Origin of the sequence: Nonomuraea sp. MG754425, assembly GCF_021699195.1 — a bacterium.
In the GTDB taxonomy this organism is placed as follows: domain Bacteria; phylum Actinomycetota; class Actinomycetes; order Streptosporangiales; family Streptosporangiaceae; genus Nonomuraea.
In genome coordinates, this window is the sequence record NZ_SSXE01000050.1 from 40,269 (window position 1) to 65,349 (window position 25,081).

General features: G+C 65.9%; 28 protein-coding genes and 1 tRNA gene. 21 read left to right on the top strand and 8 right to left on the bottom strand.

Going from position 1 to position 25,081, the window contains the following annotated elements; genetic code table 11:
• Positions 1-388 precede the first annotated feature (388 nt).
• The 3 genes from FAF44_RS19210 to FAF44_RS19220 all read right to left on the bottom strand — a co-directional run bounded on the left by FAF44_RS19210 (position 389) and on the right by FAF44_RS19220 (position 4,142).
• Positions 389-1,498 carry a hypothetical protein gene (locus tag FAF44_RS19210; protein ID WP_237104568.1) on the bottom strand — a complete coding sequence of 370 codons (1,110 nt, stop codon included), beginning with the start codon at positions 1,496-1,498 and terminating at the stop codon, positions 389-391.
• A 758-nt stretch (positions 1,499-2,256) separates the two neighbouring features.
• Positions 2,257-2,889 carry a 2'-5' RNA ligase family protein gene (locus FAF44_RS19215; RefSeq protein WP_237104569.1) on the bottom strand — a complete coding sequence of 211 codons (633 nt, stop codon included), beginning with the start codon at positions 2,887-2,889 and terminating at the stop codon, positions 2,257-2,259.
• Positions 2,886-4,142, bottom strand: coding sequence for a hypothetical protein (locus FAF44_RS19220; RefSeq protein WP_237104570.1), 1,257 nt, complete (start codon positions 4,140-4,142; stop codon positions 2,886-2,888). The genes FAF44_RS19215 and FAF44_RS19220 overlap by 4 nt, the downstream gene beginning before the upstream one ends.
• Positions 4,143-4,243: 101 nt before the next feature.
• Here FAF44_RS19220 and FAF44_RS19225 point away from each other — a divergent pair, with 101 nt between their 5' ends.
• The 6 genes from FAF44_RS19225 (at position 4,244) to FAF44_RS19250 (ending at position 8,724) form a co-directional block, all read left to right on the top strand.
• Complete coding sequence (locus FAF44_RS19225) at positions 4,244-4,642, top strand: hypothetical protein (RefSeq protein WP_237104571.1); 399 nt, start codon at positions 4,244-4,246, stop codon at positions 4,640-4,642.
• Complete coding sequence (locus tag FAF44_RS19230) at positions 4,639-4,911, top strand: hypothetical protein (RefSeq protein WP_237104572.1); 273 nt, start codon at positions 4,639-4,641, stop codon at positions 4,909-4,911. Before FAF44_RS19225 ends, FAF44_RS19230 begins: the two co-directional genes overlap by 4 nt.
• A gap of 615 nt (positions 4,912-5,526) precedes the next feature.
• Complete coding sequence (locus tag FAF44_RS19235; protein ID WP_237104573.1) at positions 5,527-6,216, top strand: GntR family transcriptional regulator; 690 nt, start codon at positions 5,527-5,529, stop codon at positions 6,214-6,216.
• The gene (locus tag FAF44_RS19240; RefSeq protein WP_237104574.1) at positions 6,213-7,121 is read left to right on the top strand and encodes an aminoglycoside phosphotransferase family protein; all 909 of its coding nucleotides are present in this window, start codon (positions 6,213-6,215) and stop codon (positions 7,119-7,121) included. Before FAF44_RS19235 ends, FAF44_RS19240 begins: the two co-directional genes overlap by 4 nt.
• 217 nt (positions 7,122-7,338) lie before the next feature.
• Positions 7,339-8,100: a hypothetical protein gene (locus tag FAF44_RS19245; RefSeq protein WP_237104575.1), complete on the top strand. Its 762-nt coding sequence runs from the start codon at positions 7,339-7,341 to the stop codon at positions 8,098-8,100.
• 42 nt (positions 8,101-8,142) lie between these two features.
• Entirely contained in the window at positions 8,143-8,724 is a 582-nt protein-coding gene (locus FAF44_RS19250) for a DinB family protein (protein WP_237104576.1), read from the top strand.
• Between the two features lie 45 nt (positions 8,725-8,769).
• Here the strand turns inward: FAF44_RS19250 and FAF44_RS19255 are convergent, their stop codons facing one another.
• The gene (locus FAF44_RS19255) at positions 8,770-9,552 is read right to left on the bottom strand and encodes a hypothetical protein (RefSeq protein ID WP_237104577.1); all 783 of its coding nucleotides are present in this window, start codon (positions 9,550-9,552) and stop codon (positions 8,770-8,772) included.
• A gap of 184 nt (positions 9,553-9,736) precedes the next feature.
• Between FAF44_RS19255 and FAF44_RS19260 the strand changes: the two genes are divergently transcribed.
• Positions 9,737-11,311 carry an ISL3 family transposase gene (locus FAF44_RS19260; RefSeq protein ID WP_237104605.1) on the top strand — a complete coding sequence of 525 codons (1,575 nt, stop codon included), beginning with the start codon at positions 9,737-9,739 and terminating at the stop codon, positions 11,309-11,311.
• A 737-nt stretch (positions 11,312-12,048) separates the two neighbouring features.
• On the opposite strand, the gene FAF44_RS19265 is transcribed toward FAF44_RS19260, so the two are convergent.
• Complete coding sequence (locus tag FAF44_RS19265; protein ID WP_237104578.1) at positions 12,049-12,426, bottom strand: hypothetical protein; 378 nt, start codon at positions 12,424-12,426, stop codon at positions 12,049-12,051.
• A 407-nt stretch (positions 12,427-12,833) separates the two neighbouring features.
• On the opposite strand from FAF44_RS19265, the gene FAF44_RS19270 reads away from it, so the two are divergent.
• Positions 12,834-13,397 (top strand): NUDIX hydrolase, encoded by a 564-nt coding sequence (locus tag FAF44_RS19270; RefSeq protein WP_237104579.1) that lies wholly within the window; start codon positions 12,834-12,836, stop codon positions 13,395-13,397.
• On the opposite strand, the gene FAF44_RS19275 is transcribed toward FAF44_RS19270, so the two are convergent.
• Positions 13,375-14,598 (bottom strand): XRE family transcriptional regulator, encoded by a 1,224-nt coding sequence (locus FAF44_RS19275; protein WP_237104580.1) that lies wholly within the window; start codon positions 14,596-14,598, stop codon positions 13,375-13,377. The two genes, FAF44_RS19270 and FAF44_RS19275, sit on opposite strands and share 23 nt — an antisense overlap.
• Before the next feature lie 206 nt (positions 14,599-14,804).
• Here FAF44_RS19275 and FAF44_RS19280 point away from each other — a divergent pair, with 206 nt between their 5' ends.
• From FAF44_RS19280 to FAF44_RS19330, 11 genes are all read left to right on the top strand, one after another.
• Complete coding sequence (locus FAF44_RS19280; protein ID WP_237104581.1) at positions 14,805-15,134, top strand: hypothetical protein; 330 nt, start codon at positions 14,805-14,807, stop codon at positions 15,132-15,134.
• The gene (locus FAF44_RS19285; RefSeq protein ID WP_237104582.1) at positions 15,131-15,466 is read left to right on the top strand and encodes a hypothetical protein; all 336 of its coding nucleotides are present in this window, start codon (positions 15,131-15,133) and stop codon (positions 15,464-15,466) included. The genes FAF44_RS19280 and FAF44_RS19285 overlap by 4 nt, the downstream gene beginning before the upstream one ends.
• A 305-nt stretch (positions 15,467-15,771) precedes the next feature.
• Positions 15,772-16,488 carry a GntR family transcriptional regulator gene (locus tag FAF44_RS19290; RefSeq protein ID WP_237104583.1) on the top strand — a complete coding sequence of 239 codons (717 nt, stop codon included), beginning with the start codon at positions 15,772-15,774 and terminating at the stop codon, positions 16,486-16,488.
• Positions 16,489-16,608: 120 nt separating this feature from the next.
• Complete coding sequence (locus FAF44_RS19295) at positions 16,609-17,019, top strand: plasmid replication, integration and excision activator (protein ID WP_237104584.1); 411 nt, start codon at positions 16,609-16,611, stop codon at positions 17,017-17,019.
• Positions 17,016-17,303, top strand: coding sequence for a hypothetical protein (locus FAF44_RS19300; protein ID WP_237104585.1), 288 nt, complete (start codon positions 17,016-17,018; stop codon positions 17,301-17,303). Before FAF44_RS19295 ends, FAF44_RS19300 begins: the two co-directional genes overlap by 4 nt.
• An 84-nt stretch (positions 17,304-17,387) precedes the next feature.
• Entirely contained in the window at positions 17,388-18,812 is a 1,425-nt protein-coding gene (locus FAF44_RS19305; protein WP_237104586.1) for an FtsK/SpoIIIE domain-containing protein, read from the top strand.
• A complete protein-coding gene (locus tag FAF44_RS19310) occupies positions 18,812-19,012 on the top strand; it encodes a hypothetical protein (protein ID WP_237104587.1) in 201 nt (66 codons plus the stop codon). The genes FAF44_RS19305 and FAF44_RS19310 overlap by 1 nt, the downstream gene beginning before the upstream one ends.
• The gene (locus tag FAF44_RS19315) at positions 19,005-19,154 is read left to right on the top strand and encodes a hypothetical protein (RefSeq protein WP_237104588.1); all 150 of its coding nucleotides are present in this window, start codon (positions 19,005-19,007) and stop codon (positions 19,152-19,154) included. The genes FAF44_RS19310 and FAF44_RS19315 overlap by 8 nt, the downstream gene beginning before the upstream one ends.
• A gap of 38 nt (positions 19,155-19,192) precedes the next feature.
• A complete protein-coding gene (locus tag FAF44_RS19320; protein WP_237104606.1) occupies positions 19,193-20,746 on the top strand; it encodes a helitron helicase-like domain-containing protein in 1,554 nt (517 codons plus the stop codon).
• Positions 20,743-20,931, top strand: a complete 189-nt coding sequence (locus FAF44_RS19325) for an AlpA family transcriptional regulator (RefSeq protein WP_237104589.1) — start codon at positions 20,743-20,745, stop codon at positions 20,929-20,931. The genes FAF44_RS19320 and FAF44_RS19325 overlap by 4 nt, the downstream gene beginning before the upstream one ends.
• Positions 20,928-22,307, top strand: coding sequence for a site-specific integrase (locus FAF44_RS19330; RefSeq protein ID WP_237104590.1), 1,380 nt, complete (start codon positions 20,928-20,930; stop codon positions 22,305-22,307). The genes FAF44_RS19325 and FAF44_RS19330 overlap by 4 nt, the downstream gene beginning before the upstream one ends.
• A gap of 236 nt (positions 22,308-22,543) precedes the next feature.
• Here the strand turns inward: FAF44_RS19330 and FAF44_RS19335 are convergent.
• Positions 22,544-22,628, bottom strand: a tRNA-Tyr gene (locus FAF44_RS19335).
• 349 nt (positions 22,629-22,977) lie between these two features.
• Here FAF44_RS19335 and FAF44_RS19340 point away from each other — a divergent pair.
• Both FAF44_RS19340 and FAF44_RS19345 read left to right on the top strand, forming a co-directional pair.
• On the top strand, positions 22,978-23,478 hold the full coding sequence (locus FAF44_RS19340; RefSeq protein WP_237104591.1) for a YajQ family cyclic di-GMP-binding protein: 501 nt from the start codon (positions 22,978-22,980) through the stop codon (positions 23,476-23,478).
• A gap of 144 nt (positions 23,479-23,622) precedes the next feature.
• Positions 23,623-24,090: an NUDIX hydrolase gene (locus FAF44_RS19345; protein ID WP_237104592.1), complete on the top strand. Its 468-nt coding sequence runs from the start codon at positions 23,623-23,625 to the stop codon at positions 24,088-24,090.
• A 66-nt stretch (positions 24,091-24,156) separates the two neighbouring features.
• Here the strand turns inward: FAF44_RS19345 and htpX are convergent, their stop codons facing one another.
• A complete protein-coding gene (gene htpX, locus FAF44_RS19350; RefSeq protein WP_237104593.1) occupies positions 24,157-25,008 on the bottom strand; it encodes a zinc metalloprotease HtpX in 852 nt (283 codons plus the stop codon).
• Positions 25,009-25,081: the final 73 nt, after the last annotated feature.

The window sequence follows — 25,081 nt, forward strand, 5'->3', positions numbered from 1 at the left end:
GACGAAGGAGGGCCTTGCCGGCGATCGCCCCAGCCCGTACGACGGGTACCGAAGTCCACGATCGTCACGGCCTCAGCAGCCGCGCCACCTTCTGATCCGAAGGGAAGGGCAGTCATCTCGCCGACGGCTCCTCGCCCTGCTGTAGCGGGAGATGCGAACCGGTGAGGTGGGACGGCATGAGGTGGGATTGCTGTACACACTGCCGTACAGCAACAGCAGTAGTTGGTGAACTGGAAGTGCCAGGAAGTGACCTGGGGCGCATGCTGTGATCATGGCCCTGCGCCGGCTTTTCATCGGTAAAAGAGCAGAGCGAGGATTGATATACCGAAGCGCATATCACCAACTATACAATCGACTAGATAATATTGACATGTCAAGCATAATTGCATTACCGGACGTCTGCTCGACCCTGCAACTTCCATAGAAAGTACATATCGGACAGCTCAACATCTCTTTTCTCTTCAAGGTATTTAATGGCATGGGCGCCGGAGGGCAACAAAATCGATGCGATGCCGGCAGGTAGGAGTAGCGGCATTCCTCCGAGCGCTCCGATCAGAGTGGTCGCCACGCCTACGCCTACGCTGAGCGCGGACTTCCGTGTTAGCAGTTGTTGCGCTTTATTCAGCTTCAACGCTATCTCATTGAGAGCCGGGAGTATCATGTCGTCTGCTATTTCGTCAGCTATATCGACAGATGAGCGATCACCGACTGCGGCGACTTTTTCTTTTATGGCACTCCTGAGCGCCGAGCGGAACTTCTCGAAGGATAGGTACTCATCATCTCTGATTTTGAGGATGTCTCCGACTGGGACTCCTTCCAGGAAGGGTAGCGCAAGCTCCAAGGCGACGGAATGTTCATCGGCATCCGTCAACCGGTGAAATGTTTCACGATGTAATCCCACGACTAATGAAAGCGGGGCCCCGATTATTTTTGAGGTGCGGACATCCGCCACCATGTGCGCAGAGAACAGCTTAAAAACGTCTTCTGCAATACAGCGAGCCGGATCCGCTCCAGGCTCCACTCTCACTACCCCCCACTGTGTATGTTCGAGAATCGAGTGGTCATATGAGTAGTGAATATGCCCCTCACACGCTTTGCTAATTCTACATTTTCCAGTTCGAGCCAATTCTCCGACTATTTGTGTAGCGGCATCTTTCAGATGATCCAGCCCCGCCTCTTGTAGATGGTCTTCGAAATGTAGCTGACAGGCGGGAGCTTTCTGCCGGAACATTAGATGCTTTTCGGCACCGATTTTTCTGAGATATAGCAGCAGTCGCAGCTGCGATTCGAGTGCAACCTTCCGAAAATATTGATCACGTAGATTTTCCTGGAATTTCTCGGGAGTTAGTCCAGTTACCACAATCTTGTTGAAGTAATGCCAAGTGCGAGAGAAGAGAACATCCACCTGTTTCTTCTGGCACTCCCACGCATTGCAGTCCAGTTCACCAGAAAGATCCATACCTCTGCCAGCGAGGACATAGAGGCCGTCATAGCTCACGGTCTCTACCTCATAAGGAATAGCTTGTGCGATGCGCTCAAGCTCTCCATAAGTAGACCGTCTTTTATGATTCTCCGTACATCTTTCTCTGACTGGATGCCCTTTTCGTCGATCCAGTCGTACAGCCAGAAGCGATCACTCATCCGCCTGAGCCGTTCGTCTGATGGAGGTAGGGGCTATCGAGTGTAGACGCTTCCTGTCTCCGGGAAGCGTCGTTACAGCAAGGTCCCAGGCTCGGCCCCTTTTCGTGCGGGCGGCGCTGGCCACGACCGGCCGAAGAGCCGCAGCGCGGCCAGCGACCGCCCGACGCGCGGCAGGCCGCCGCAGGCGGGCTGCCCTTGAAACCGTGGAGCGGGTCCTCATCCAGTTGACGATCACCATAGGTGATCACGCCTCTGACTAGGCTCTGTGCGTGCATGATGGGCATGAAAAACCCAGTTGATCCTTGACGGTTCAACCGATGTGTGGGAGACGCGTCCCGCGTAATCCGCAAAATTGATACGTCAAGGCGTTGTCGCAGGTCAAGCGGCTCGGACGCGGCAACCGCACAATGACCCTGGCGAGTCAGCAGATTGCCGCAGTATTCCGCAGAACCGCCGCCCGCCAGCCATATCACTCGCCGGGCAGCTCATCCTCCACGACCAGCCCAGGCGATTCCCACGCAGAACCTGGCGATGCTTCCGCGGCCTTAATGAGCTGATCGGCAGGTCATGTGGTGAAGAGCAGGGCGTCAAGGGTCACGTAGTGACGCCGACGCCTCACGAGGTCCCGATCCGCACTTGCGCCAACGGACGCCAGTCCCAAACCGTCTCCGGGCCATCCTGGTTGACGATGTGGATACTACGAATAGTGACATCACGCTCGGGGAGTTGCTTGCCGAGGGCCGTAATTATGGGAGCCGCCGGGCCGTCAGCACTGCTGTACGCCACAGTGACGTGCGGTACCCACGCTGTATGAGCGAGAGCACCATCACGGCCGGTGGCCGCCCGCGTGGCGAACTTCGCCGCTTCGAGCAGTGGGCGGAGACGGTCCGCCGGGCGCGCCTCCAGGACCACCGCCTCAGGGTGGTAGAGCACGCGCCCTAGCGTGACGGTGATGGGTGCCACTCGGGCGAGTTGGGCCGTAGCCTCCTCCGCCATCACGCGCACCTGGTGGTCGGTGATCTCGTGTGAGTAGCCGGCGACCAACGTGGTGAGGTGGATGAACTTCTGCGGCACCAGGTCGAGGCCGGGCAGGCCGGCCAGGCGGTCGTGAGCCTCTTGGACGATGGCCTGCGCTTCGGGGTCCTCTCCCAGGAGGACATGCCAGTAGAGCTGGCCCTGGCCTGGCGGCAGCATGAGCGCTCGTCGCTTCTCCCAGCGGTTCACCATCCGCGTTGGCAACGGGCTCACGCATCCTCCTCGACAGGGGCGGGCAGAGCCCGAGCGGAGTTGAACGTCTTGATCTGCTCGCGCAGCGTGGTCACCATATCCGAGCCGCGGAACCGAGGTGCGGCCAATCGAGCATCCATCCGCACCAGGTAGTTGGTGATCGTGGACAGTCGGTGTTCGGGCGGCAGGGATAGGGCCGGCGTCACCTGTTCGGCGGCGGCGTCCAGGTCCTCCATCATCACGTACGCGATTCCGGCGCCGAAGCGCACTTGTGCCCACGTGCCAGCCACCCAGGGAGCGCCATTGGCCCATGCGTCGTCGGCCGCCGCTGCCGCCTGTAGTGCCGCGGCATGGTCGCTGGCCTGAAGTGCCACCGACAGGGCGTACAGTGCCCGCCTTGGTGCTGGGCACGACCAGGGCGTCACGCCGGAGTCGCCGCCCACGGAACCGGCCGCCTCGTCCGCTCGGTGGAGGGCTTCTCGGGCTCGGCCGAAGTCGCCGAGCAGGCTTGCGGCATTCGCTTCCTGGCTGGCCAGGAGTACTCGCAGAGGTGTGGGCGGGCTGCATTCGTAGCCGCGTCTGGCTGCGTCGGCAGAGACGGCGTACCGGCATCGCCACCGCTCGGTCTTGGCCTGGGCGCTCAATGCCGCCGCCTCGCTCGCGCCAGCCTCTTGGGCGGACAGGAGGGCGGCTCTACCGTGGACGATGGCTGATTCGTCGTCGTACAGGTCGCCCAGCAGGATGCAGGCGTGGGCGAGGAGTTCGGCGTCGATCCGGTACAGCTCACGCGTCTGGTGAAGTCGCTGCTTGCCACCCCGCAGGAGCGCCAGCACTCGCCGGTGCAGGCGGAGCACATCGGCGAGCAGTGGCGCGGGGGCGGTCTGGGTGTGGCGCTGCGTCAGGTGGTAACGGGTCTCGTCAATCATGGCGATGGTGCTGTTGCCGACGTTGGTCTGCTCGATCCAGGCTGTGTGCTCGATCAAGTCGCCGCTCGTGGGCAGCGTCCCCACTAGCTCGCCGTCGTGGTCGAAGAGAACGGCCTCGTCCATGCCGAACACGCGGCAGTACAGCAAGGGGTAGGGGTCCTTCGGACGGCTGTTGCCCGCCTCGTGATCTTTGATTCTGCGGACGACCGAGTCGAACTCGGGCAAGGCGATCTCCACGCCCGCCGCCTGGAACAGGTGTCTGGCCAGTTGTTTCTGTGACCAGCCGCGCTGACGTCGCTCGTCACGAAGGCGTTCGGCCCACCGGGGAGTTCTGGGCTGTTCCAGCATGCCGTCGCACCTCACCACCGAGTTGGGGGACACGGTCGCCGCCCCCAGTGTCCCCCAATCACATCTGTCTACGCGTCGTTACTCAGCGTTGTGATGGATTCGTGTACTGGGACACGAATCACCTAGACGCCGACACCAAAGCCGGGCTGGACGAGCTGCTGAGGGCCACGGCTCAGAGCGTTCGCCAAGCCTCCGCACTGGCGGCGCTCATACAGGGCTTGCGGGATCGTCAGCTCTCCGTTCTGCGCGGCACCTATCCGGCGTGGGACATCACTCTGGAGCTCGACTCCGCGGAAAGGCTGTGGTGGACCGCCGTGCCGAACCTGTCTCTGACCGTCGAGCTGGTGGCGGAGGGGGTCATGCGCATCGTCAGGTGCGAGGACGCGATTGCGCTTGCGGCCGCCTTGGCCTGGCAGTCGACTCTGATCGGCAACATCGAGAATCCCGGAGAACCTCCACACATCCGTCCGGCTCGCCAACTGCAAGGACGGCCGGCATGACCTCGACGCTTGAGCAGGCGTGTGAGCTTGATCTGCGCGGTGCGTTCAGGCGCTTCTACATCTGGTGCGACAACGCGGGTCTATGGCATGCGAGGCCGCTGCCCAAGCTGACGGCCGGCGAAGTCGCTTACGGCGTCCAGCGGGAGCTGGTCGCCGACTCGCGCCTGCAGCTCGCCTACAGGTGCACCTGGCAGCGGAGCCGTCGCAAGGTCTACCGGTACGTGAGGCAGTACGGCGCAGGGGAACCGGAGCATGACCCAGCCTCCTGACGAGCGCGTATCTGAGTGGGAGCCGTACCTGCGTCCTCCGAGGGACCGCATCCGGATCACGGAGACCTCATGTTGCGGTGCCCTTGAGTGGGCCTGCCAGGGCGGGCAGTTCCTGATCCTCCGGCGCACCTCTACAGGCCAGTACGAGGAGACGGCCAGAGGACTGTACCGGCATGCACGGTCCGTCTGGGAGGCGCTACTCATCCCTCACGAGGACGAGCACAAGCGGAAGGTTCGGGCTCGGATGGCTGCTCGTCCCAAGCCGCGCGGCCGGGCACTTCCGGGGAAGGCCACGTGAACCGCCATCAGAGCAACTCCCTGGGAACAAGAGAGCTGATCCAATCTGCGGTGTTCCGCGGCAAAGTGCGAACCGCCGTGGCCGCGATGGCCAGCGAGGGGTCATGGGCTTGGACGCTGAGATGGAGGATTCTGCGGATTGCGCGGCACGCCCGACAAGATCGACGCCTGCCCACCAGCGTGAACAAGCTGGTTCTGCACGGCGTCCCCTCGCTGCGCGTAGGGAAAGACCAAGGGGTGACATGGTCCGCGAAGCTTCGCCAGTGGCCGTGTCCCCCGCCCTACCCTAGAGACACTGTGCCTCGGCGAGGGAGCGCGATGAGCAAGGCGAAGGACGCCCGTATCTACGTCCGAATTGCAGAGGACATCCGCACTCGCATCCTTCAGGGTGATCTGCCGGCCGGTGCCATGCTGCCCTCCGAATCAACCCTTGCCGGCACGTACGGCGTGGCGAGAGGGACCGTACGGCAGGCGGTCGCCGAGCTGGAACGCTCGGGGCTGGTGGCCAGCGAGGCCGGCCGTGGCTGGCGCGTGAAGAGCGAGGACCCCACAGCCCCGCGGGCAGCAACAACACAGTACGAGTCGATCGCCGAGACGCTCCGAGGGCGCATCGAGAACGGCGAGCTGGTGCCTGGCCAGCAATTGCCCGGAGAGGCCGCAACAGCGGAGGAATTCGGGGTGTCGAAGGGCACGGCCCGCCAGGCGCTGCAACTCCTGGCCGGCGAACGGCTCATCACAGCCGTCCACGGCAAGGGCTGGTTCGTCGGCGGCCCCGAGCACGCGCAAACCCGAGCCGACGCGGTCGCCGCCGAGTTCCGACAGGACATCTCCACAGGCAAGCTCGCTGTGGGGTCCGTCCTGCCCGGAGAGAATGCACTCGCCCAAGAACGCGGCGTCGGCCGCATCACCATCAGGCGCGCCTTCGCGCTGCTGGAAGCGGAAGGAGTCATCGAGAAAAGGCCCGGCATGGGCCGCGTCGTCAAATCACGAGCCGAAGGTGACACGTGACCGTATCCCAGACGCCCTCGATCCCCTTCACCACCACCGAAGCACTGGCGACCCTGCACGAGACCTGCGAGAGCACCGGGCTGGCCAGCCAGGACGCCCGCCTGATCCGCCTCGGCGAGAACGCTCTGTTCGCACTCCCCGCCGAGCAGGTGGTCGTGAGGATCGCGCGCAGCGTCGAGGTGCTGGACGACGTACACAAGGAAGTAGCCGTCTCGGCCTGGCTGAACGACTCCGGGATACCGGCGGCGAGAACGACAGCGCACAACCAACCGCTCATCGTCAGAGGTCACCCGGTGACGCTCTGGCACCTCATCCCCGACAGCGGCTCGCCCGCGACCCTCGACGACCTGGCCGGCGTCCTGCGCGAGTTCCACGGCCTGGCCGTCCCCACCGACCTGGAGCTGCCGGCGATGGACATCCTCAGCCGCGTCTCCGAACGCATCAACGCGGCGTCCGTCCTCACCGATGAGGATCGAGACTTCCTGCTGACACGGCGACACGAGTTGCAGAGCGCGTACGACGAGCTGGCCTTCCCTCTCACGCCGTGCGCAGTTCATGGGGACGCACACAACGAGAATCTCATCAGGACCGTCGATGGAAGGGTCCTGCTCATCGACTTCGAGCGCTTCGCATTCGGCCCGCCGGAGACGGACCTCGCGGTCACCGCCATCGAGCACGCCGTCGGCTGGGGAACGCGCACCGAATATGACCGGTTCGCGGAGCGGTACGGATTCGATGTTCTGGCCTGGGAAGGCTACCCGGTGCTTAGAGACATCAATGAGCTGAAAATGACGACGTGGCTCATGCAGAACGTCGACGAAGACGCGGCCATAGCCCGGGAGTTCCGCAATCGCATGAACTCGCTGCGGAATCCCGACGCACCTCGCCGCTGGCGTGCTTTCTAAGGTCGATGTCCTGGGCCGGGAGATGACCGCCCTGCAGGAGCACAGTACGGGTGCCACCTGCTCGAAAATTAAGGTCGGTGTCTGCGGCTCACGTGCCGTATCCGACATGTTGTGACGTCTGTCAGTCGCAGGGACGGAATGCCCCTCTCCAACAGCCACAGCTCTCGTCGCTCAAGATCACCGATAGGGTGCGCCAGAAGCAAAAGGAGCCTCTGACGTGTCACCTTCCGCCCCGTTAGCCTGGATGGCGGCCCTCGCCGCTGCGGCCTACCCCACCTGGGACACCTGGAAGACCAGGTTCGACTGGTCCTCGCTGTTCACGGCCATCAGCATGTCGGAGGATTACTACGGCAAGGAGCACTTCGGAGGCTTCACCGAGGGCGTAGTGAGCTGCGTACGTCCGTACGACGCGATCGACCACTCGCCGTTCCTACCGCTGCGCGACGACCTCGCCACCCTCACCGACCTCGCGACGACCTGGGCCGTGCCCCTGCTGGCCGTCCTGGTCGCCCTGATGCGACGGCATTCGGCGACGGCCGGACCACGTGCAGCCTGGGTGCTGGCGTTGCTCGCGCTCGCCCGGCCGCTCTCGGCCGACTACCAGGGGGACAACATCTGCTCGGGCTCACTGCCCATGTTCACCCCGGACTGGTTCGAGGCTCTGTCCGGCGGCTGGGGACTCTGGGAGTTGTGCCTGCTGGCGGCTGCCCTGCTGGTGCTGCTCGCATCGAACTCCCCCGCGCTGCCGATCTCTGGGCGGCGCGCGTTGACGACCGTCATGGACGCCCTGGTGGTGTACGGGCTGTTGGGCCTCGCCCCTCTCCTCACCCGGGACGAATCCCTGCGCGCCGGCCTGCTGTACCAACTCCAGTTCGACGGCCTCGGCGATGCCCCTGTTCGGCTGCTGGTGCTCGTGCTGCCGCTCGGTTACCTCCTGTGGAGATACGGCCGGCCACCTCGCCACGGGTACGACAGCTAATGCGGTGACCATGAACGTTCACCGGGTGGACAACGCACCGGCTTGACCGCGCTCACGTTGATCCACGCGGTTGCCGATCTCGTTGTTGTATGGTCTGACGTCGGCAAATATCGTGGGGAGGGCAAGGCCGTGGAGCGCGAAACACTGGTCGGTTACCTGGACTCGCAGCGCAAGCACGTCCTGGGCATCCTGGACGGCCTTGGCGAGGAGCAACTACGCCAGGTGGTGCTGCCGTCCGGTTGGTCGCCCCGCGACCTGGTGCACCATTTGACCTGGTCCGAGGCGCTTTGGTTTCGCGGCGCGATGACCGCCGATCGCCAGGTCATCGACACGCTCGTGGTCGGCGAGTTCGGTTGGAAGGTCCCCGAGGAGTTCTCCGGTGCGGACGTGCTCGCGCGGTATCGACGGACGATCGAGCAGTCGAACATGGTCATCGGGGCGACGGCGATCGATGCCGTGCCGGCCTGGTGGCCGACGAAGATGTTCGGTTCGGGGTCATGGCGGCTGGGGTCTTTGCGCGAAGTGCTGATGCACGTGATCGTCGACACTGCGACGCACGCCGGACAGCTCGACGCGGTCCGGGAGCTGATCGACGGACGGCAGTGGCTGGTCAACGACGACTGACCGGCCGCAGGTCACTGAACCCGGTGAACGTTAGCGGTCACCGCACTAATCGCTCTCCGACGAATACTTCCGGGCGACGACGGCGTTGAACTCCGCCACCAAACCATCGTCCGCGTACGCGTTCAGGTCTGCTTGCAGGTCTCGGATGTACCGGAGGTAGCGCTCCGACTTGAGCGGCCCGGCGAGGTCGATGGCCTCCAGCGCGACGGCCGCGGCCTGTGACGGGTCGCCCATGTGCACGTAGCTCGCCGCCTGGACCAGCCGGTCGAAGGCCAGGGTCCGCACGTACATCGGATCGCAGAGCCCGACCGCCTGGCCGACGAACTCCATCGCCCGGGACGGCTTGCGAAGGTCGCGGTAACAATGCGCGCCCTCGCTGGCCAGCTCGGCGGCGTCGAAGTACCCGACCCACGAAGGGTCATCGTCCACGTTGCGCTTGGCGAACCATTTCTCCGCCTCAAGCAGGGCTCGCGCACAGGCGGCCTCATCGCCGTTGCCGGCGTGCGCGCGGGCCTCCATGGCGAAGAACAAGGCCATGGGCGTCGCGGTGGACGCGTTACGGCAGCCCTCCTGCGCCGCACGCGCGAGTTGGATGGCCTGGTCGTATCGGCCCAGATAATTGGCTTGGTGGCTCATGTCGGCCAGGATCAGGCCACCCAGCATGCGATCTCCGGACACCTGGGCGAGACGCAGTCCTTGCAGGAAATAGCGTTGCGCGAGCCCGTGCCGGCCGAGGTCGTACGCCGTCCATGCGACCAACTCCGTGATCTCGGCCGCCGCCGCGTACAGCGCCCGCCCTACCGATTCCTCGAATTTCCCGTCGAGCATGGGAACGACTTCTCGGTGGTAATACTGGACGAGCGCGGAACGTGCATGTCCGCCCCCGAATTGAAAACCCATGCTCGCGAAGGGTCTGGCTCACTTTTCGTGATCGGCCAGAGATCCAAGATCACGATGTTGTAGAGCCGGGTGCGAACCGGTGCTGGTGCCGAGACGCTGCTCTGTGTCGATCATGGAGCTGTTGGCGGTTGTGTTCCCGCACCTTGCCGCCGTCCGCATCGAGCGGGTGTACCAGGTGGGCGCGATCGTGCGGGTGAAGGCTGCGACGACGGAGCCGAAAAGCTTATGCCCGGGCTGTGGATGCGAGTCGGTGCGGGTTCACAGCCGCTATGAGCGGTGCCTGGCAGATCTTCCGGTGGCCGGGCAGGAAGTGCTACTCCAGGTGCGGGTGCGTCGCTTCTTCTGCGACAACCCCGGCTGTGGCCGGAAGACCTTCGCCGAGCAGGTGCCCGGCCTGACCAGCAGGCACGGCCGGCGCGCGGCGGGGCTGCTGTCGATGTTGCGGACGGTGGCGCTGGCTCTGGGCGGCCGTCCCGGTGCCCGTCACACCGCCCGGCTGGCCTGTGCGGTGGGCCGTTCGACGCTGCTGCGGCTGCTCCGGAACGTGCCGGATCCGAAGGTGGCGACCCCGCGGGTGCTGGGGGTCGATGAGTTCGCCTGGCGCAAGGGCCATACCTACGGAACGGTGCTGGTCGATGTGGAGGGCGGTCATGTGGTCGAGGTGTTGCCGGATCGCTCGGCGGACTCCTTCGCGGCCTGGCTGCAGGCGCATCCCGGGGTCGAGGTGATCTGCCGGGACCGGGCCGGCTGCTATGCCGAAGGCGCGCAGCGCGGCGCTCCGCTGGCGGTGCAGGTCGCCGATCGCTGGCATTTGCTCCACAACCTGTCGGGCGCGGTCCAGCGGGCGGTGTCTCGAAACCGCGCGCATCTGCGCGAACCAGCCAAGCCCGAGACCACCGAACCTCCTGCCGAGGGGTTGGAATCGGACCACGAGGAAGGGGCAGCGGCGGCCCGGACCAGGGCGCGGCACGCTGAGATCCACCAGCTCCGATCGCAGGGGATGACCATCACTGCGATCAGCCGTGAGCTGCGGCTTTCTCGCAAGACGGTGCGCCGCTACGCTACCGCCGCCAGCGCCGACGAACTGATTATCGACGAGCGTGCACCACGTCAGACGATCCTCGATGCTTATCTTCCCTACCTGCTCGAACGCTGGGAACAGGGCTGCCGCAGCACCGACCAGCTCCTGGCCGAGTTGCGCGACCGAGGTTTCCTCGGCAGCGCCCGGACGCTCCGGCGCCTCACCGCCAAGCTCCGCACGGCAACCGTCACACCCGCGCGGCCTCCCGCGCCCAAGATCCGGGAGGTCACCGGCTGGATTGTCCAGTCACCCGGCAAGGTCGCCGCCGAAGACCTGGCCACGCTCGACCAGATCGCCGCCCGCTGCCCGGAACTCGCTTCGGTCACCGAGCTGACGCGTCAGTTCGCCGAGATGCTCGTCCACCGCCGCGGTGAACAGGACCTGGACGACTGGGCGGCGCGAGCGGAAGCCAGTCCCGCGCGGGAACTGCGCGACTTTGCCGCCGGGCTGCGTCGAGACTGGGCGGCGGTCAAGGCCGGGCTCACCCTGCCCTACAGCTCCGGCGCGGTGGAAGGCAACGTGAACCGCATCAAGATGATCAAACGGATCATGTACGGGCGAGCCAACGCCGACCTGCTTCGCATCCGCGTCCTGCACCGCTACTGATCACGAAAAGTGGGCCAGACCCACACGCACTCGGCCGTTGACAGGCGCGGGGTTCGACCGCTGCGACGTCCAGCTCTGGATGTCGTGCACCGTCCGGATCGGATGCCGGCAGACGATCTAGCCTTGACTACGCATGGTTACAGCGAACTCATCCACCTAGCGTGCTCAGCGCAGGGTGCCAGCTGTGGCCACGGAAGCGCCGCCCCCATGTGTCCGCGACTCGTCCGCATGTCACCGCTCTCAACAACATCCGAGTACGTGGATCAGTCGGAACGTCCTTGGAGACAACATCTCACGCCTCGAAAACTTGGCCGCGTATTGGCCGTGAGCGGCCGTAGGGCACGCGTGATCGCCGTAGACGGCCGGACACAAAGCGAAGAGGCCCGTCACCGCGTTTCCGCTGGTGACGGGCCTCTTCTTGCTGGTGTGGCAGGTGCAAGGTTCGAACTTGCGTAGGCTGAGCCGACGGTTTTACAGCGGGCTGACGTTACTGACCACATCTGGCCTCTGACCTTGGTGTACGGCTCCCGCCCTCCCTATGCCAGGGAAGATCATCCCGCGTATATCCCGCGAGGCCGAGCCAGCGACGAACGTCCCTGGAACCTGCGAATTAAAAGCTCGGCCGATCATGGTTCCAGGAAGTTCAATGCAGGCCAGCGGGCATGCGCGATCCGCCCTGAACGCCCTTGGACGGCTTCGTATTGCAACTCGAACTGCAACTCTGGCCATCCGAAAGGTCAGTCCTCAAGATCCGTGTACATGTACCACGGGCCCTCCACGTGCTCAACATCGCGCGGCTGTACATGGGGACTCCAGACGTAGCCGTAGGCGCGGTCTCCCAACCACCCCTGGCCTTGCTGGAAATAGACCAGACCGTTCGCCCGGAAAACCTTCTCGAACGTGAGGTTCCCGATGGTCTGCCTCTCAAGCTCATCGCCCTCCCCCAGCGAGCGAGCGGCCGCCTCCATGCCCCCAACCGAGTTGGTGAATCGCTCGTCCTCGGTGGGGGCCATGGTCACGGCCGCGACCAGCACGAGAACGCCGGCTAACAGTGCCATGCCCATGTACGCCACTCTGCGTAACGCAGATCCCTCAACCGCGATCGTTCCACCCATGTGGTCATCATCACATGCGCACCGGCCGGGCGAACGGCGATCAGCCACGGGCTCCGGTGAGCCAGGGTGAGGAACGAACCCTGGATCGTCGATCGCCCCCAAGCACGTATGGCGATTGGCCAGGCAGTGGCGATCGTAAGGGCTGCATCTGTGCGGCGGTGCGGCAACCCCGGCCGGTGCGTTCGGTCAGTACGGCGGAGCCGGCGTGCGGTGGCCGGCCCGGTGTCCCGCCGCCGTCCGGGACCGGCCCCCAGGCCGCACGCCCGGACGGCGGGCGGGCGGAGGGCCGGGGGTACGGCGGCGCGCCGCGCCGCCGCTTGATCCCTATGAGCGCTATTCGGCAACGTTCCGAGGCTGTCGCTTGGAAGTGCGTGTACGTCGGGGGTGTGGGCCGGTAGCTTCGCGTTGTGGCTGATGACGCTGAGCTGACGCGCTGGGTCGTTCATGGGGAACGACTGATCTACGACAACCGGTGGATCCGGCTCGGCATGGCCGATGTGGAGATCCCCGGTGGGGAGCGGTTCGAGCATCACGTTGTGCATCTGGATCGGGCCGCTATCGCGGTTGTCGTCGACGAGCAGGACCGGGTCCTGCTGATGTGGCGGCATCGGTTCGTGTTCGATCGGTGGGGGTGGGAGCTTCCCGGCGGCCTGGTCGAGGCGGGTGAGGACCCGATGACGACCGCTGCGCGGGAGGTGGAGGAGGAGACCGGGTATCGGCCCAAGCAGGTTGAGCATCTGGTGAGCTATCAGCCGATGGCCGGCATGGTGGACTCCGAGCACATCCTGTTCCTGGCGCGTGGGGCCGAGTTGGTGGGCAAGCCTGAGGGTGAGGTGGAGGCCGACCGGCTCGAATGGGTTCCGATGTCGGAGATCCCCGACATGATCGCCCGCGGTGACATCTGGACGTCCGGGACGTTGATCGGGCTACTCCAGGCTCAGCAGCGGCTCAACGGCCGAGAGCGCGGTTGACCGCCCGCGACAGTTCCTCGATGCGACGGCGCTGACGGCGGGAACCTGTCATGGTCGCGAGCTGCTGCGCACGCTGGATGTGCGGTTGGGCGGCTTCCGGGTCGCCGGCCGCGAGGAGGGCGTGTCCCAAGTCGCAGCGGACGCCGGACTCAGCGCGGTTGTAGGTGCCGTCCATTCCGGCCAGTGCTGACCGGAGGTCCTCGACGGTGCCGGGGTCGCCGAAGCGGAGCAGGCAACTGCCTCTCCAGCGGGCGAAATGGTGAACGTTGATAGACAGGTAAGGCGTCTCCGGGTCGCCGTCCCCTTCCGGCAGCACTGCGGCGGCCTGGTCGAGAGCGCGACGGCAGGCGTCCTCGTCCCCGAGGACGGCGGCGGCCTCTGCTTCGGCTGCTGCCAGCCAGGTTCTGAGGCGGGCGGGGACGTGGTCGCGGTGGGTGGCGTGGATGTACTGGAGCAGTTGTGCGGCTTCGGCCGGTCTTCCAAGGTCCATGAGAACGTACGCCTGCTCACCGGAGACGTAGGCGAGGACGGCGGGGTCGTCGGCTTCCCGTGCGGCGGCCTTGGCGTGCTCGTAGTGGTTCCAGGCGTCGTTGAGAGCCACGGTGTTGATGGCCTGCCATCCGGCCAGTGATGCGGTCTCGGCGAGGAGGTGGGCGAGTTGGGCGCGAATCTGGGGGCGTACGGCGTGGCGGTGGGCGCGTTCGATCTGGGCCATCTGGGCGCGCATCTTGTCGGCGATGGCGACGCTGCCGAGTCGGCGGTCCTGGAGGCGGAGGTTGTTGGTGTCCGTCGTGAGGATCATGACCATCATGGGGTCGATGGCTGAGGCGGCGTCCAGGCGGGCGGCGAGTTCGCTGGTCTGCTCCTGGTGCTCGTCGTCATGATCCCCGGTCGGTGAGGCGAGGTCGAGCGGGGCCAGGCCGAGGAGCATTCTGGCGTGGTCGGGCAGGCCGAGTCCGGCGGCGATGCGCTCGAATACCGCGAGTTCCTCGATGGGGCCTGCACTCCCGTTGAAGATCTTGTTGACTCGGGGTTGGGCGATCTCGGTTGCTGTGGCGATGCGTACCTGGCTGAGTCCGGCGTATTTGGCGACAAGGCGGAATAGCCCCGTGATATCGCGTTTTTGGAGGATTTCGCGGGTTTCATCGCGATCCCATACCCATTCTGGTATGTCGATCGGGTCGAAAGCGGCTTTGCGCATGCGGTCCTCCGAAGCGACTCCCAGGTGGTGCATTGAGGTGCCGCAGACTCTATATGCCATCGCTGTGTATCCCCGTGGGATATGTATAAACGGTCTGGCTCCTCATGCTGTCGGGCATGACAACTCCAGTCAGGTGCACCGAATGCGACGGCCGAGGATGGAAGATCGTCACTCGGCGCGGTCATGCTGCGGCATCAAGGTTGGGTATGGCCGCGTCCGCCAAGGAAGACTGTCTGTTCTGTGGCGGTCTCGATCAGGGCGGCGCGCTCGGTGAGCTGTTCGAGTGGGAAGTCCGCCTCACCGCCGGCCAGGGCGAGGAACTGGGGCCGTGTGGGGCGAGCCCGTTCCAGGCCACCGCCATGGACGAGCTGCGCAAGGCGATGCGGGGCATGCCTCAGGACGCTGCCGCGCGAGGGCGCATCGTGCACAGCGTCCACGATTTCGGCGCGGCTCCCGACGATCATTCCCGCCGCGAGATCTTCCGCGCTTCCCTCGACCCGGCAGGCATGGTGCGTTTCGAGCGGGTGGGCAAATGAACGCGGCGAAATTGATCACGATTAGTCCGGGTCATTCGGCCGAACTTCTCCAGCAAGCGCTGGCGGAAAAAGGGGTCACCGCCGATGTTCACGATGGATACGGGCTCGCGCTCGTGTCGGTCTGGGTCGGTCTGGTGGTGTGGTGCGATGGTCAGCAGTTCTGGTGGCGAACGGGCTGGAATGCCGCACGCCGTCGCGTCGTCTATGCCTGGCATCCCGCGATTGACCCGGTGCGGGCCGCTCACCGCGTGGCCATGCTCTATGCAGACCTTCGAGCTGCCCATCCGGCGACGGGGCCACTGGCCGAATTCATCCGCGGGGTCGAGTCATGAGCGACAACGCGGCCTTCTGGGGATGCGGCGTGGAGGCCGTCCGACGAAACTCCGTAGCGGTGCAGCATGCCGTGCGGACGAATGGCACGACGGCCTGGTGCGGGGCATCGGTCCGCCCAGTGATGATCTTCGATTGGCATCTACCGTTCGGCCCGACCTATTCGACCTCCTGCCAGGAATGCGTTCGACGGTGGGAACACGCGTCCAAGAGGGCACAGAAGACTGCCTGAAAGGACCCTGACAGGCCGCACCTTAGCCGGTACTGTACTTGTGCGGACGAGCGCAAGAGTGAACGGACGGCCAAGATGAGCATGGACTTCGCCCCGCCGAAATACGCCCAGGTCATGCGGGCGATTCAGGAGCGGATCGAGTCGGGCGAGTACGCCCCTGGTGACATGCTGCCATCCGAGACGCAGTTGGTGCGGGAACTCGGCGTGGGCCGCACCACCGTCGTGCGGGCTCTTCAAACTCTGGCCATGCAGGGGTGGATCGAGCGTGAGCATGGGCGCGGCTCGTTCGTGAAGGGGCGTCCCGAGAGCGGGGCCGATCGTGTCCGGCCGAGTCTGAGCACGGCGGAGCAGGGTGAGAACGCTGACAGCCTCGTGGAGGTGACCCGCGTTCCGGCACCTCGACACGTGTCCCGGCTCCTGGGTGTCGCCGAGCGCACGCCCGTGATCGTGCGAAAGCGGGTGGCCCGTCAGAGTGGTGTGCCGTCAGCGGTGGAAACGGTGTGGATTCCGCTGGAGATCGCCGTCGGCACTGACCTGGACAAACCAGAACCGCTTCGCAACGGCATCCGCCGGCATCTCCAGGCGGTCAAGCATCTCCGGTTCGACCACATCACTGAGCGCGTCTCCGCGCGAAGGCCGACCAAGGAGGAAGCCGAGCTACTGGGGTCGTCCAACCCGGTGCTCGGCGTGCTAGCCACCGTGCATGACCCGGCGGGAGCCGTGCTGCTGGCCATGAGCCTGGCGCTTCCCGGCAGCCTGCACGAGCTAGAGGATGTCTTCAAAGTTAGCTAAGTCTTACCCCACCCCTCCGCCATAACCACTTGTGCGGACGAGTTGGCGGACTTACTCTCAACTCATGCGGACAAGTGGACGAGCGAACGACCGCTCTCTCCCGCTGACGAGAGGAACCACATGGCAATCCAGGGACCCATCCCGATCAGCTTCGACCAGGTCTTCCCGCACGGCTGCTTCCTTGTGGGGCAGGCCGAGCAGGTCAAGGACTTCGACGCCTCGACCAACGGCAGGACCGTCTACGCCAAGGACAAGACGACCGGACAGCCGGTCTGGCAGGTCCCGGTCATGGACGGCGACCCGACCGTCAAGGCGTCCCAGAAGACGGTCGCGGTCAAGATCCTGTCCGAGACCGAACCCACCGCGCCGCCCGCCATGCCCGGCCTCCCGATCACGCCCGTGGAGTTCGTCGGGATGACCGTCACGCCGTACGTCGGTCAAACCGGGCGGCTGGCCTACTCCATCCGCGCGACGGGGATGCGCCCGCCGCGCACCAAGCAGGCGCCCGCCGGCAAGGAGGCGGCGGCGTGAACCCCGTCCCCTACACCTACATCACGCTCTCGATGCAGCCGGACGAGCCCACGCAACTGAACGTCACCCTCTACAGCAGCCACCTGCAGGCCCGCTCCAGCGTGATCAACGAGCATCGCCCGTACCTGTCGATCACCAGCCGCGACGCCAAGGTCGCCGTCTCCACCACCGGAGGCGGGCCGGTCACCGATGCCGACCTGGCCACCGCCCGCGAGATCTTCAACGCCGCCGCCCAGTACCTGGCCGACTGCGAGCGCCTGCACGCCGACCAGAGGGCGACCTGACAGACAAGGCGGGGCCGCTGGAAGCGGCAACTTCCGGCGGCCCCTCAGTTCTCTCTGATCTCACTCACGAGAGGTTCCAAGCATATGTTCAAGCGGCTGCCTGGAGACGAGACACGCAACCTCGTCACCACCACGCCCGACACGGCCGTCGTCTTCCGCCCGGCCGTCATCCGCACTCCCGCCATCCTCACTCTGATCATCTTCGCCTGGCGTCTCCTCGCCGGCCTCGTCCGGCTCCTGTGGCGCCATCCCGTCGCCATGCTCGCCACGCTCACCCCCGGCGTTCTCACGCTGCTGTACGGCTGGCAGACGGCGCTGCTGCTCACGGCACCCATCCCGGCAGGTCTGGCGGCCTGGGCCCTGACCCACTGGACCAGCTTCGTCCGGCTGATCGGCTGGCGGCTGCTGGCCTGGTGGCGGCTCATCTGGGTCTACCGGCGGCACTGGCAACCCGTCATGATCGTCTCCGGCCTTGGCAGGCACCTGTGGGGCCGTGACTACCTGCCTCGGCTCGACAAGGTCACCTGCACTGCGTGGGCTGACCTCGTCGCCGTCCGGATGCTCAAAGGACAGTCGGTCAAGGACTGGGCCGATCGCCTCGACCACCTCGCCCAAGGCTTCGGCTCCGCGTCGTGCCGGGTGGCGCTGTCTCGGGGCGGTCGCCTCACGCTCACCTTTCCCCGGTATGACCCGCTGGCCGAACGCATCCCGGCGCTCCCTGCGCCTGACTCACCAACCGTGGGACCGGTCGAGATCGGCAAGCAGGAGGACGGGCAGCCGTGGCTGCTCAAGGTGCACGGCACACACGTCCTGGTCGCGGGCGCCACCGGCGCGGGCAAGGGCTCGATCATCTGGTCCACCATCCGCGGGCTCCTCCCGGCCGTCCACGCGGGCCTGGTCGAGATCTGGGCCCTGGACCCCAAGCTGATGGAACTGTCTTACGGGCGCGCCCTGTTCGGTGACCGATACGCGGCCACCCCTGAAGACTGCGCCGATCTCCTCGACCAGGCCGTGAGCGTCATGCAGAAGCGCGCGACCCGCTTCGCCGGTGTTCAGCGCTCCCACACCCCGACCGTGGATGACCCCTTCGTGCTGGTGGTGGTCGACGAGGTGGCGTTCCTGACCGCGTACCAGTCCGACAGAGAGCTGAGACGGCGGATCTCAGCCGCGCTGGCCACGCTCACCACGCAGGGCCGTGCGGTGGGCGTGGGTGTTCTGGCTGCGCTCCAGGACCCGCGCAAGGAAGTCATGAACATCCGCAACCTGTTCCCCGACAAGATCGCGCTGCGCCTGGACGAGTCCGAACAGGTGGACATGGTCCTCGGCGACGGCGCACGGGACCGGGGAGCGCTGGCCGACCACATCTCACCCATTCCCGGACTGGGTGCCGGCGTCGGCTACGTCCGGCTGGAAACCTCGCCCGACCCGATCCGCGTCCGCGCGGCCTACGTCTCCGACACCGACATCCGCGCCATGGCCGACGCCTTCGCCGCCGGAGAGGACGCCTGATGAAGGTCTGCTTCCACGGCACCGCCGAAGAGATCGAGCTGGTGGCAGGACGTTCGCTCCTCGTCATGCTCACCGTCCGCGACCTGCCGCGCGTGCGGGCGTTCGAGGTCTTCCACACCCGCATAAGCCGTCACCCCTACCAGGGCCTCTACCGGCTGTGTGCCGAGCTGGCCGAGATGGAGGGCGGCGACCATGCGTGAGCTCTCCTACCTGCTGGACGGGCTGCGCTGCTCGGCCTGCCTGAGCGACAACACGCTCTGGCTGGACCTGGCGGCGGGCCTGGTCGAGTGCCGCGAGTGCGGCCAAGGCGCCCTCATCGACCACGATGGGGAGGACATGTGACCTACGACCGCGCACTGCCCCGCGCCGAACGGCTGGCCATGCCGCTGGCCCGCGACGTGGCCGAAGAGGTCGCCAAGCAGTACGGGGTGTGCATCCGGCCCGTTCCGCTCAAGCGGCTCGACACCCACACCGGCCTCTGGGAGATCATCGACGTCCCGTGCGGGGCCACCCTGGAGGCCAAGTGCCCACCGTGCGCCAAGCGCAACCGGCACCTGCGCATGGCCCAATGCCGGGAAGGCTGGCACCTCGACGAGGAACCCACGATCACGCCGGACGAGCCGGACGACGAACAACGCTGGCTGGTCGAGTTCCGTGCCGACGTCCAGACCCAGCGCGACCAGGCCGACCAGGCGGGCCAGGACACCGCCGACCTGGACGAGCTGATCTCCGGGCTGGATGAGGAGATCAACGCGGCGGGCATGCGCGGCAACGTACTCGGACGGACAATCCCCAAGCGCAACCGCTCGACCAGGCGTCGGCAGGACGCCCCCGAACTGCCCAAGCGCAAGATGATCAACTCCACGCTCGGGCGCACCTTCGAGTCTGCGGACGGGAAGACCTACCGGCCATCGCTGTTCGTCACGCTCACCCTCCCGTCCTACGGCAAGGTCAACAACGGCGTTCCCATCAATCCCGACACCTACGACTACGCGCGCGCCGCTCGTGACGCGTTGCACTTCTCCAAGGTCGTCGACCGCTTCGTGCAGAACCTGCGCCGCGTGGCGGGCTACGACGTGCAGTACTTCGCCGCTGTGGAGCCTCAGAAGCGGCTCGCGCCGCACCTGCACATGGCCATCCGGGGCACCCTGCCACGCGCGGAGATCAAGCAGATCGCCGCCGCCACCTACCACCAAGTCTGGTGGCCGGCGGCCGACCGAGTCGTCTTCGAAGGTGACCACCTGCCCGTCTGGGAGGACGGCACGGGCTACCTCGACCCCAGCACGGGCGAGGTGTTGCCCACCTGGGACCAGGCGCTCGACCGCATGGACGAGCCCCTGCATGTGATCCGCTTCGGCGTCCAGGTGGACGTGCAAGGTGTGCTCGCGGGCACCCCGGACGCCGACCAGTGCATCCGCTACCTGTCCAAATACCTCACCAAGTCACTCGGTGACAGCCTCGACCCCGACGACCAGGCCCAGCGCGACCACACCGCACGGCTGGCTGAGGCGCTCCGCTTCGAGCCCTGCTCCCCGACCTGCCCGAACTGGCTGCGCTACGGCATCCAACCCAAGGGCGCCAAGCCGGGCATGGCTCCCGGCCAGTGCCGCAGCAAGGCCCACAAGCCCGACCACCTCGGCTACGCCGGACGCCGCGTCCTGGTCTCCCGCAAGTGGTCCAACAAGACCCTCGCCGAACACAAGCAGGACCGCCGTACCTGGGTCCTGGAAGCCCTCGGCCAGACCGACGAGCCGCCCGACCCACACCGCTACGTCTGGAAACCCGTCCCGGCCGGAGACGCCAACGTGCCGCCACTGGCCGTTCGCCTCCTCCGCTCGGTCCACGAACGGCAACGCTGGCGAGCCCACATGGCCCAACTCCAAGCGCAAGCAGACGGCCAAGATCTTTCGGCAACTGAGGAGGTGGCGGCGTGAAGCGAGACGAACTGCTCACCGTCGCCCAGGTCCTCGACGAACTCGGCGGAGTCTCCCGCCGCACCTTCTACCGCTGGCGTGAAATCGGCAAGGCCCCCAAAGGCATCCGCCTGCCCAACGGCGAACTCCGCATCTACCGCAGCGATCTCGATGCCTGGCTCGAATCCCTCCGGAGTGCAGCATGACGACCTCGTACGACGTGAAGTTCTGGGAGATCCGCCGGAACAAGTCCAGCAAGTCACCCTCGTACGAGGTCCGCTGGAAGGTCGGTGGCCGGGAGAAGTCCAAGACCTACAAGACCAAGGCCCTCGGCGAGAACTTCCTGACCGACCTGCGGCAGGCTGCAAGACGCGGTGACGCATTCGACATGGAGACCGGTCTTCCCGAGTCGATGATCAAAGCCAAGGACGCGCGGACCGTCCTCGACTTCGTGAAGGCATATGTCGAGGCCCGTTGGCCACACGCGGCTGCCAAGAGCCGTGACAGCATGTCCGACGCCCTGGCGACGGCTCTCCCGGCACTGACCACAGACAAGGCAGGGCGGCCGGACGCTGCCCTCCTCCGTACTGCCCTACGTCAGTACGTTCTCCTGCCCGAAGGCAAGCGGCCCACGATGCCCACCGACATCGCGCGGGCCGTGCGCTGGCTGGAGGCGGCCTCTCTAACCATGGAAGCTCTCAACGACACCAAGGCCGTCCGCCCGGCCCTCGACGCCCTCACGCTACGCCTCGACGGCAAGAAGGCCGGCGCCAACACGATCAAGCGGAAGCGTGCCATCCTGCACCACGTCTTCGAGTACGCGGTGGAGCTGGAGGAGCTGCCGTCCAACCCGCTGCATCGCATCAAGTGGAAGCTCCCGAAGACCACCGAAACAGTGGATCCGCGGGTTGTGGTCAATCCGGGCCAGGCCCGCGAACTGCTCGTGGCGCTCACCTACGTCGGCAAGCGCCAGCGTGGCGGGAAGGGCCGAGGGCAGCGGTTGATGGCCATGTTCGCCTGCATGTACTTCGCCGCCCTCCGGCCCGGCGAGGCCGTCAGCCTCCGCGAGCAGGACTGCCACCTCCCACCGCAAGGCTGGGGACGGCTCACTCTCGACGGCTCGCGCCCCGAGGTGAACCGCCGATGGACCGACACCGGTGACGCTCACGAGCTGCGCGGTCTCAAGCATCGAGGCCAGGATGACGTCCGCCGCATCCCGATCCCGCCGGAACTGGTCAAGATCCTTCGGCAACACATCGCAGAGTTCGGCATCGCCCCTGACGGACGGCTGTTTCGGAGTGAGCGCGGCGGTGTGGTCGCCTCGACGGCCTACACCGAGGTCTGGCAGGAAGCCCGCACCCTGGCCCTCAGTCCCGCACAGGTCGCCTCACCGCTCGCCCGCCGACCGTACGACCTCCGGCACGCGGCCGTCTCGCTCTGGCTCAACGGCGGCGTACCGGCTCCAGAAGTGGCGGCCCGTGCCGGCCACGGGGTGGATGTCCTACTGCGTGTCTACGCCAAGTGCATCGACGGCCAGGAGGACATCGTCAACCAGCGGATAGCGGACGTACTGACCGCATGAGATCACAAACGGCACCACTCGAAGGGCTCCGGCTTCCCCCGGGGCCTTTCGGCGTTGAGGGGCGGCAGCATCCCGTACACATCCCGGATCATGGGCGCCCACCTGGGGAAACGCTCCCAGATCCATCCCGCGTATATCCCGTGACCAGCGACAAACGGCCGCTCAGGGCTGCATCTGGCTGCACACCCCTGAAACGCAGAAGAGGCCCCGAAGGGCCTCTGACCTGCAGCTACTGCTGGTGGCAGGTGCAAGGTTCGAACTTGCGTAGGCTGAGCCGACGGTTTTACAGACCGCTCCCTTTGGCCACTCGGGCAACCTGCCGTGCCATCCGCTCTCGCGGCGACAGAAAGAAGGATAGCGGACTTCGGAGGTGTACGTGACACGGGTTTTGTCCCGGGGCCGGTTCGGGTCGTCCTCGCCGAAGCCGGTCCACGCCCACCGCGCCGGCCCCGCGTCCTGTCCCCTGCCTCTGGGCTGGGCTGTGGGCGCTGTGACGGGTGAGGGAATCGGGGCGAATGGGGTGAAGGCGGGGAGAGGCGGGACAGGGGATCCTTCGCGTACTGGGCGAGCAAGGGGACGGGGTCCTGCACGGCGGGCCGATGCTGGCTAGGCTCGTGCGCTGGGTCCGGGCGTTGTGTGGGGCCGGGCCTATTTCACCGCAGCTGAGAGGATGGGTGCTTTGGCTGATTCATCTTTCGACGTCGTCAGCAAGATCGACCGCCAGGAGGTCGACAACGCGCTCAATCAGACGATCAAGGAGATCGGGCACCGCTTCGATTTCAAGGGGACCGGGGCGAGCATCGGCTGGTCCGGGCAGGACAACATCGAGGTCAAGGCGAACAGCGAGGAGCGGGCGAGTGCCGTGCTCGACGTGTTCAAGGACAAGGTGGTCAAGCGGGGGCTCTCGCTGAAGATTCTCGACGCGGGCGAGCCCAGGCTGTCGGGCAAGGAGTACCGGATGCTGGTCAGCCTGAAGGAGGGCATCGACCAGGAGAGCGCCAAGAAGATCTCCAAGTTGATCCGGGACGAGGGGCCGAAGGGGATCAAGGCTCAGATTCAGGGCGAGGAACTGCGGGTCAGCTCCAAGAAGAAGGACGACCTCCAAGACGTCATCGCCCTGCTGAAGGGCAAGGATCTGGACATCGCCCTGCAGTTCGTCAACTATCGCTAGCCCGAGGCATGCTGAACGGCTCCGAGCTGGCAGACAACGATCGCGGAGGACGGATCCGGGGCACACGGTCGTGCGGTGTCCCGGGCCGCTCCGCGTTGTGGTTTCGGCTCATGTGAGCGCACTTCGACCTTATGCTCGGTTGACGTGACGAAGATCCCCCTGCGCCGGTTCACGGCACGAGTGCTACCTCTTGATGAACATGGTCGGGTTCTCCTGCTGCATGGTTTCGATCCGGCTCGGCCGGAGCTGCGGTTCTGGTTCACGATCGGCGGGGCCGTGGAGGAGGGCGAGACACTCCAGGAGGCGGGGGCTCGGGAGTTGTTCGAGGAGGTCGGGATTCGGGCCGGGGCGGAGGAACTCACCGGGCCGCATGCCGAGGCGCTGATCGAGTTCGAGTGGGGCGCGTACGCGTTCACCCAGGATCAGTCGTTCTTCGCGATCCGGGTGGGTGACGCGGCCGCCGTGTCGTTCGAGCACATGGAGCAGAGCGAGAAGGACACCACGACCGCCTACCGGTGGTGGAGCGTGGCGGAACTCGAAAGCACCGCTGAGGTCGTTCATCCCGAGGGGCTCGCGAGCATTCTGCGGAAGATCGCCGAGGCGGACGGTTGAGGACGGTGACTCCCGGCCGCTTGGCCGGTTAGACCATTCGCCGGTTTCCGCGTTCGTCCCAGGCCGTCAGCGGCGGTAGCCGGCCATGCGCTCCAGACGGGCGACCCGCTCCGAGGTGGGCGGGTGGGTGGAGAACAGGCGGCCGAAGCCGGAGCCGCTGAACGGGTTGGCGATCATCATGTGGGACGCCGAGGTGAGGCGGCTGTTCTCCGGGAGCGGGAGCCGGCGGGCGCCCATCTCGATCTTGCGCAGGGCCGAGGCGAGTGCCAGCGGGTCGCCCGTGAGCCTGGCGCCCGATTCGTCCGCCTGGAACTCGCGTGTGCGGGAGATCGCCATCTGCACCATCATGGCCGCCACGGGGCCGAGCACCATCATCAGCAGCGCGCCCAGGAAGCCGGGGCCCTCGTCGTCGTCGGAGCCGCCGAAGAACACGGCCACATAGCTGAGCCAGGTGATCATGGTGGCCAGCGCGCCCGCCACCGAGGAGATGAGGATGTCCCTGTTGTACACGTGGGACAGCTCATGCCCGATCACGCCGCGCAGTTCGGCCTCGTTGAGCAGCTTGGTCAGGCCGTGCGTCACGCACACGGCGGCCTGCCGAGGGCTTCTGCCCGTCGCGAAGGCGTTCGGCTGCACCGTCGGTGAGATGTACAGGCGCGGCATCGGCTGCCGGGCCTCGGTGGAGAGCTCGCGGACGATGCGGTAGAGGATCGGCTGCTCGACCTCGCTGACCGGTCTGGCGCGCATCGCGGACAGCGCGATGCGGTCGGAGAAGAAATAGGCGATGCCGTTGCTCATCAGGGCGAACACGAACGCGATCCGCGCACCGGTACCGCCGCCCAACCACGCGCCCCCCGCGATGATCAGCGCCGACAGCCCGCCGAGCAGAACGGCGGTGCGCAGACCGTTGTGGTGCAAGGTTCCCCCCTTCGTGGTCTGGGTTCTGCACGTCCAACGACCAAGACCCGGCTCTTCGTTCCCCGCCGTGCTC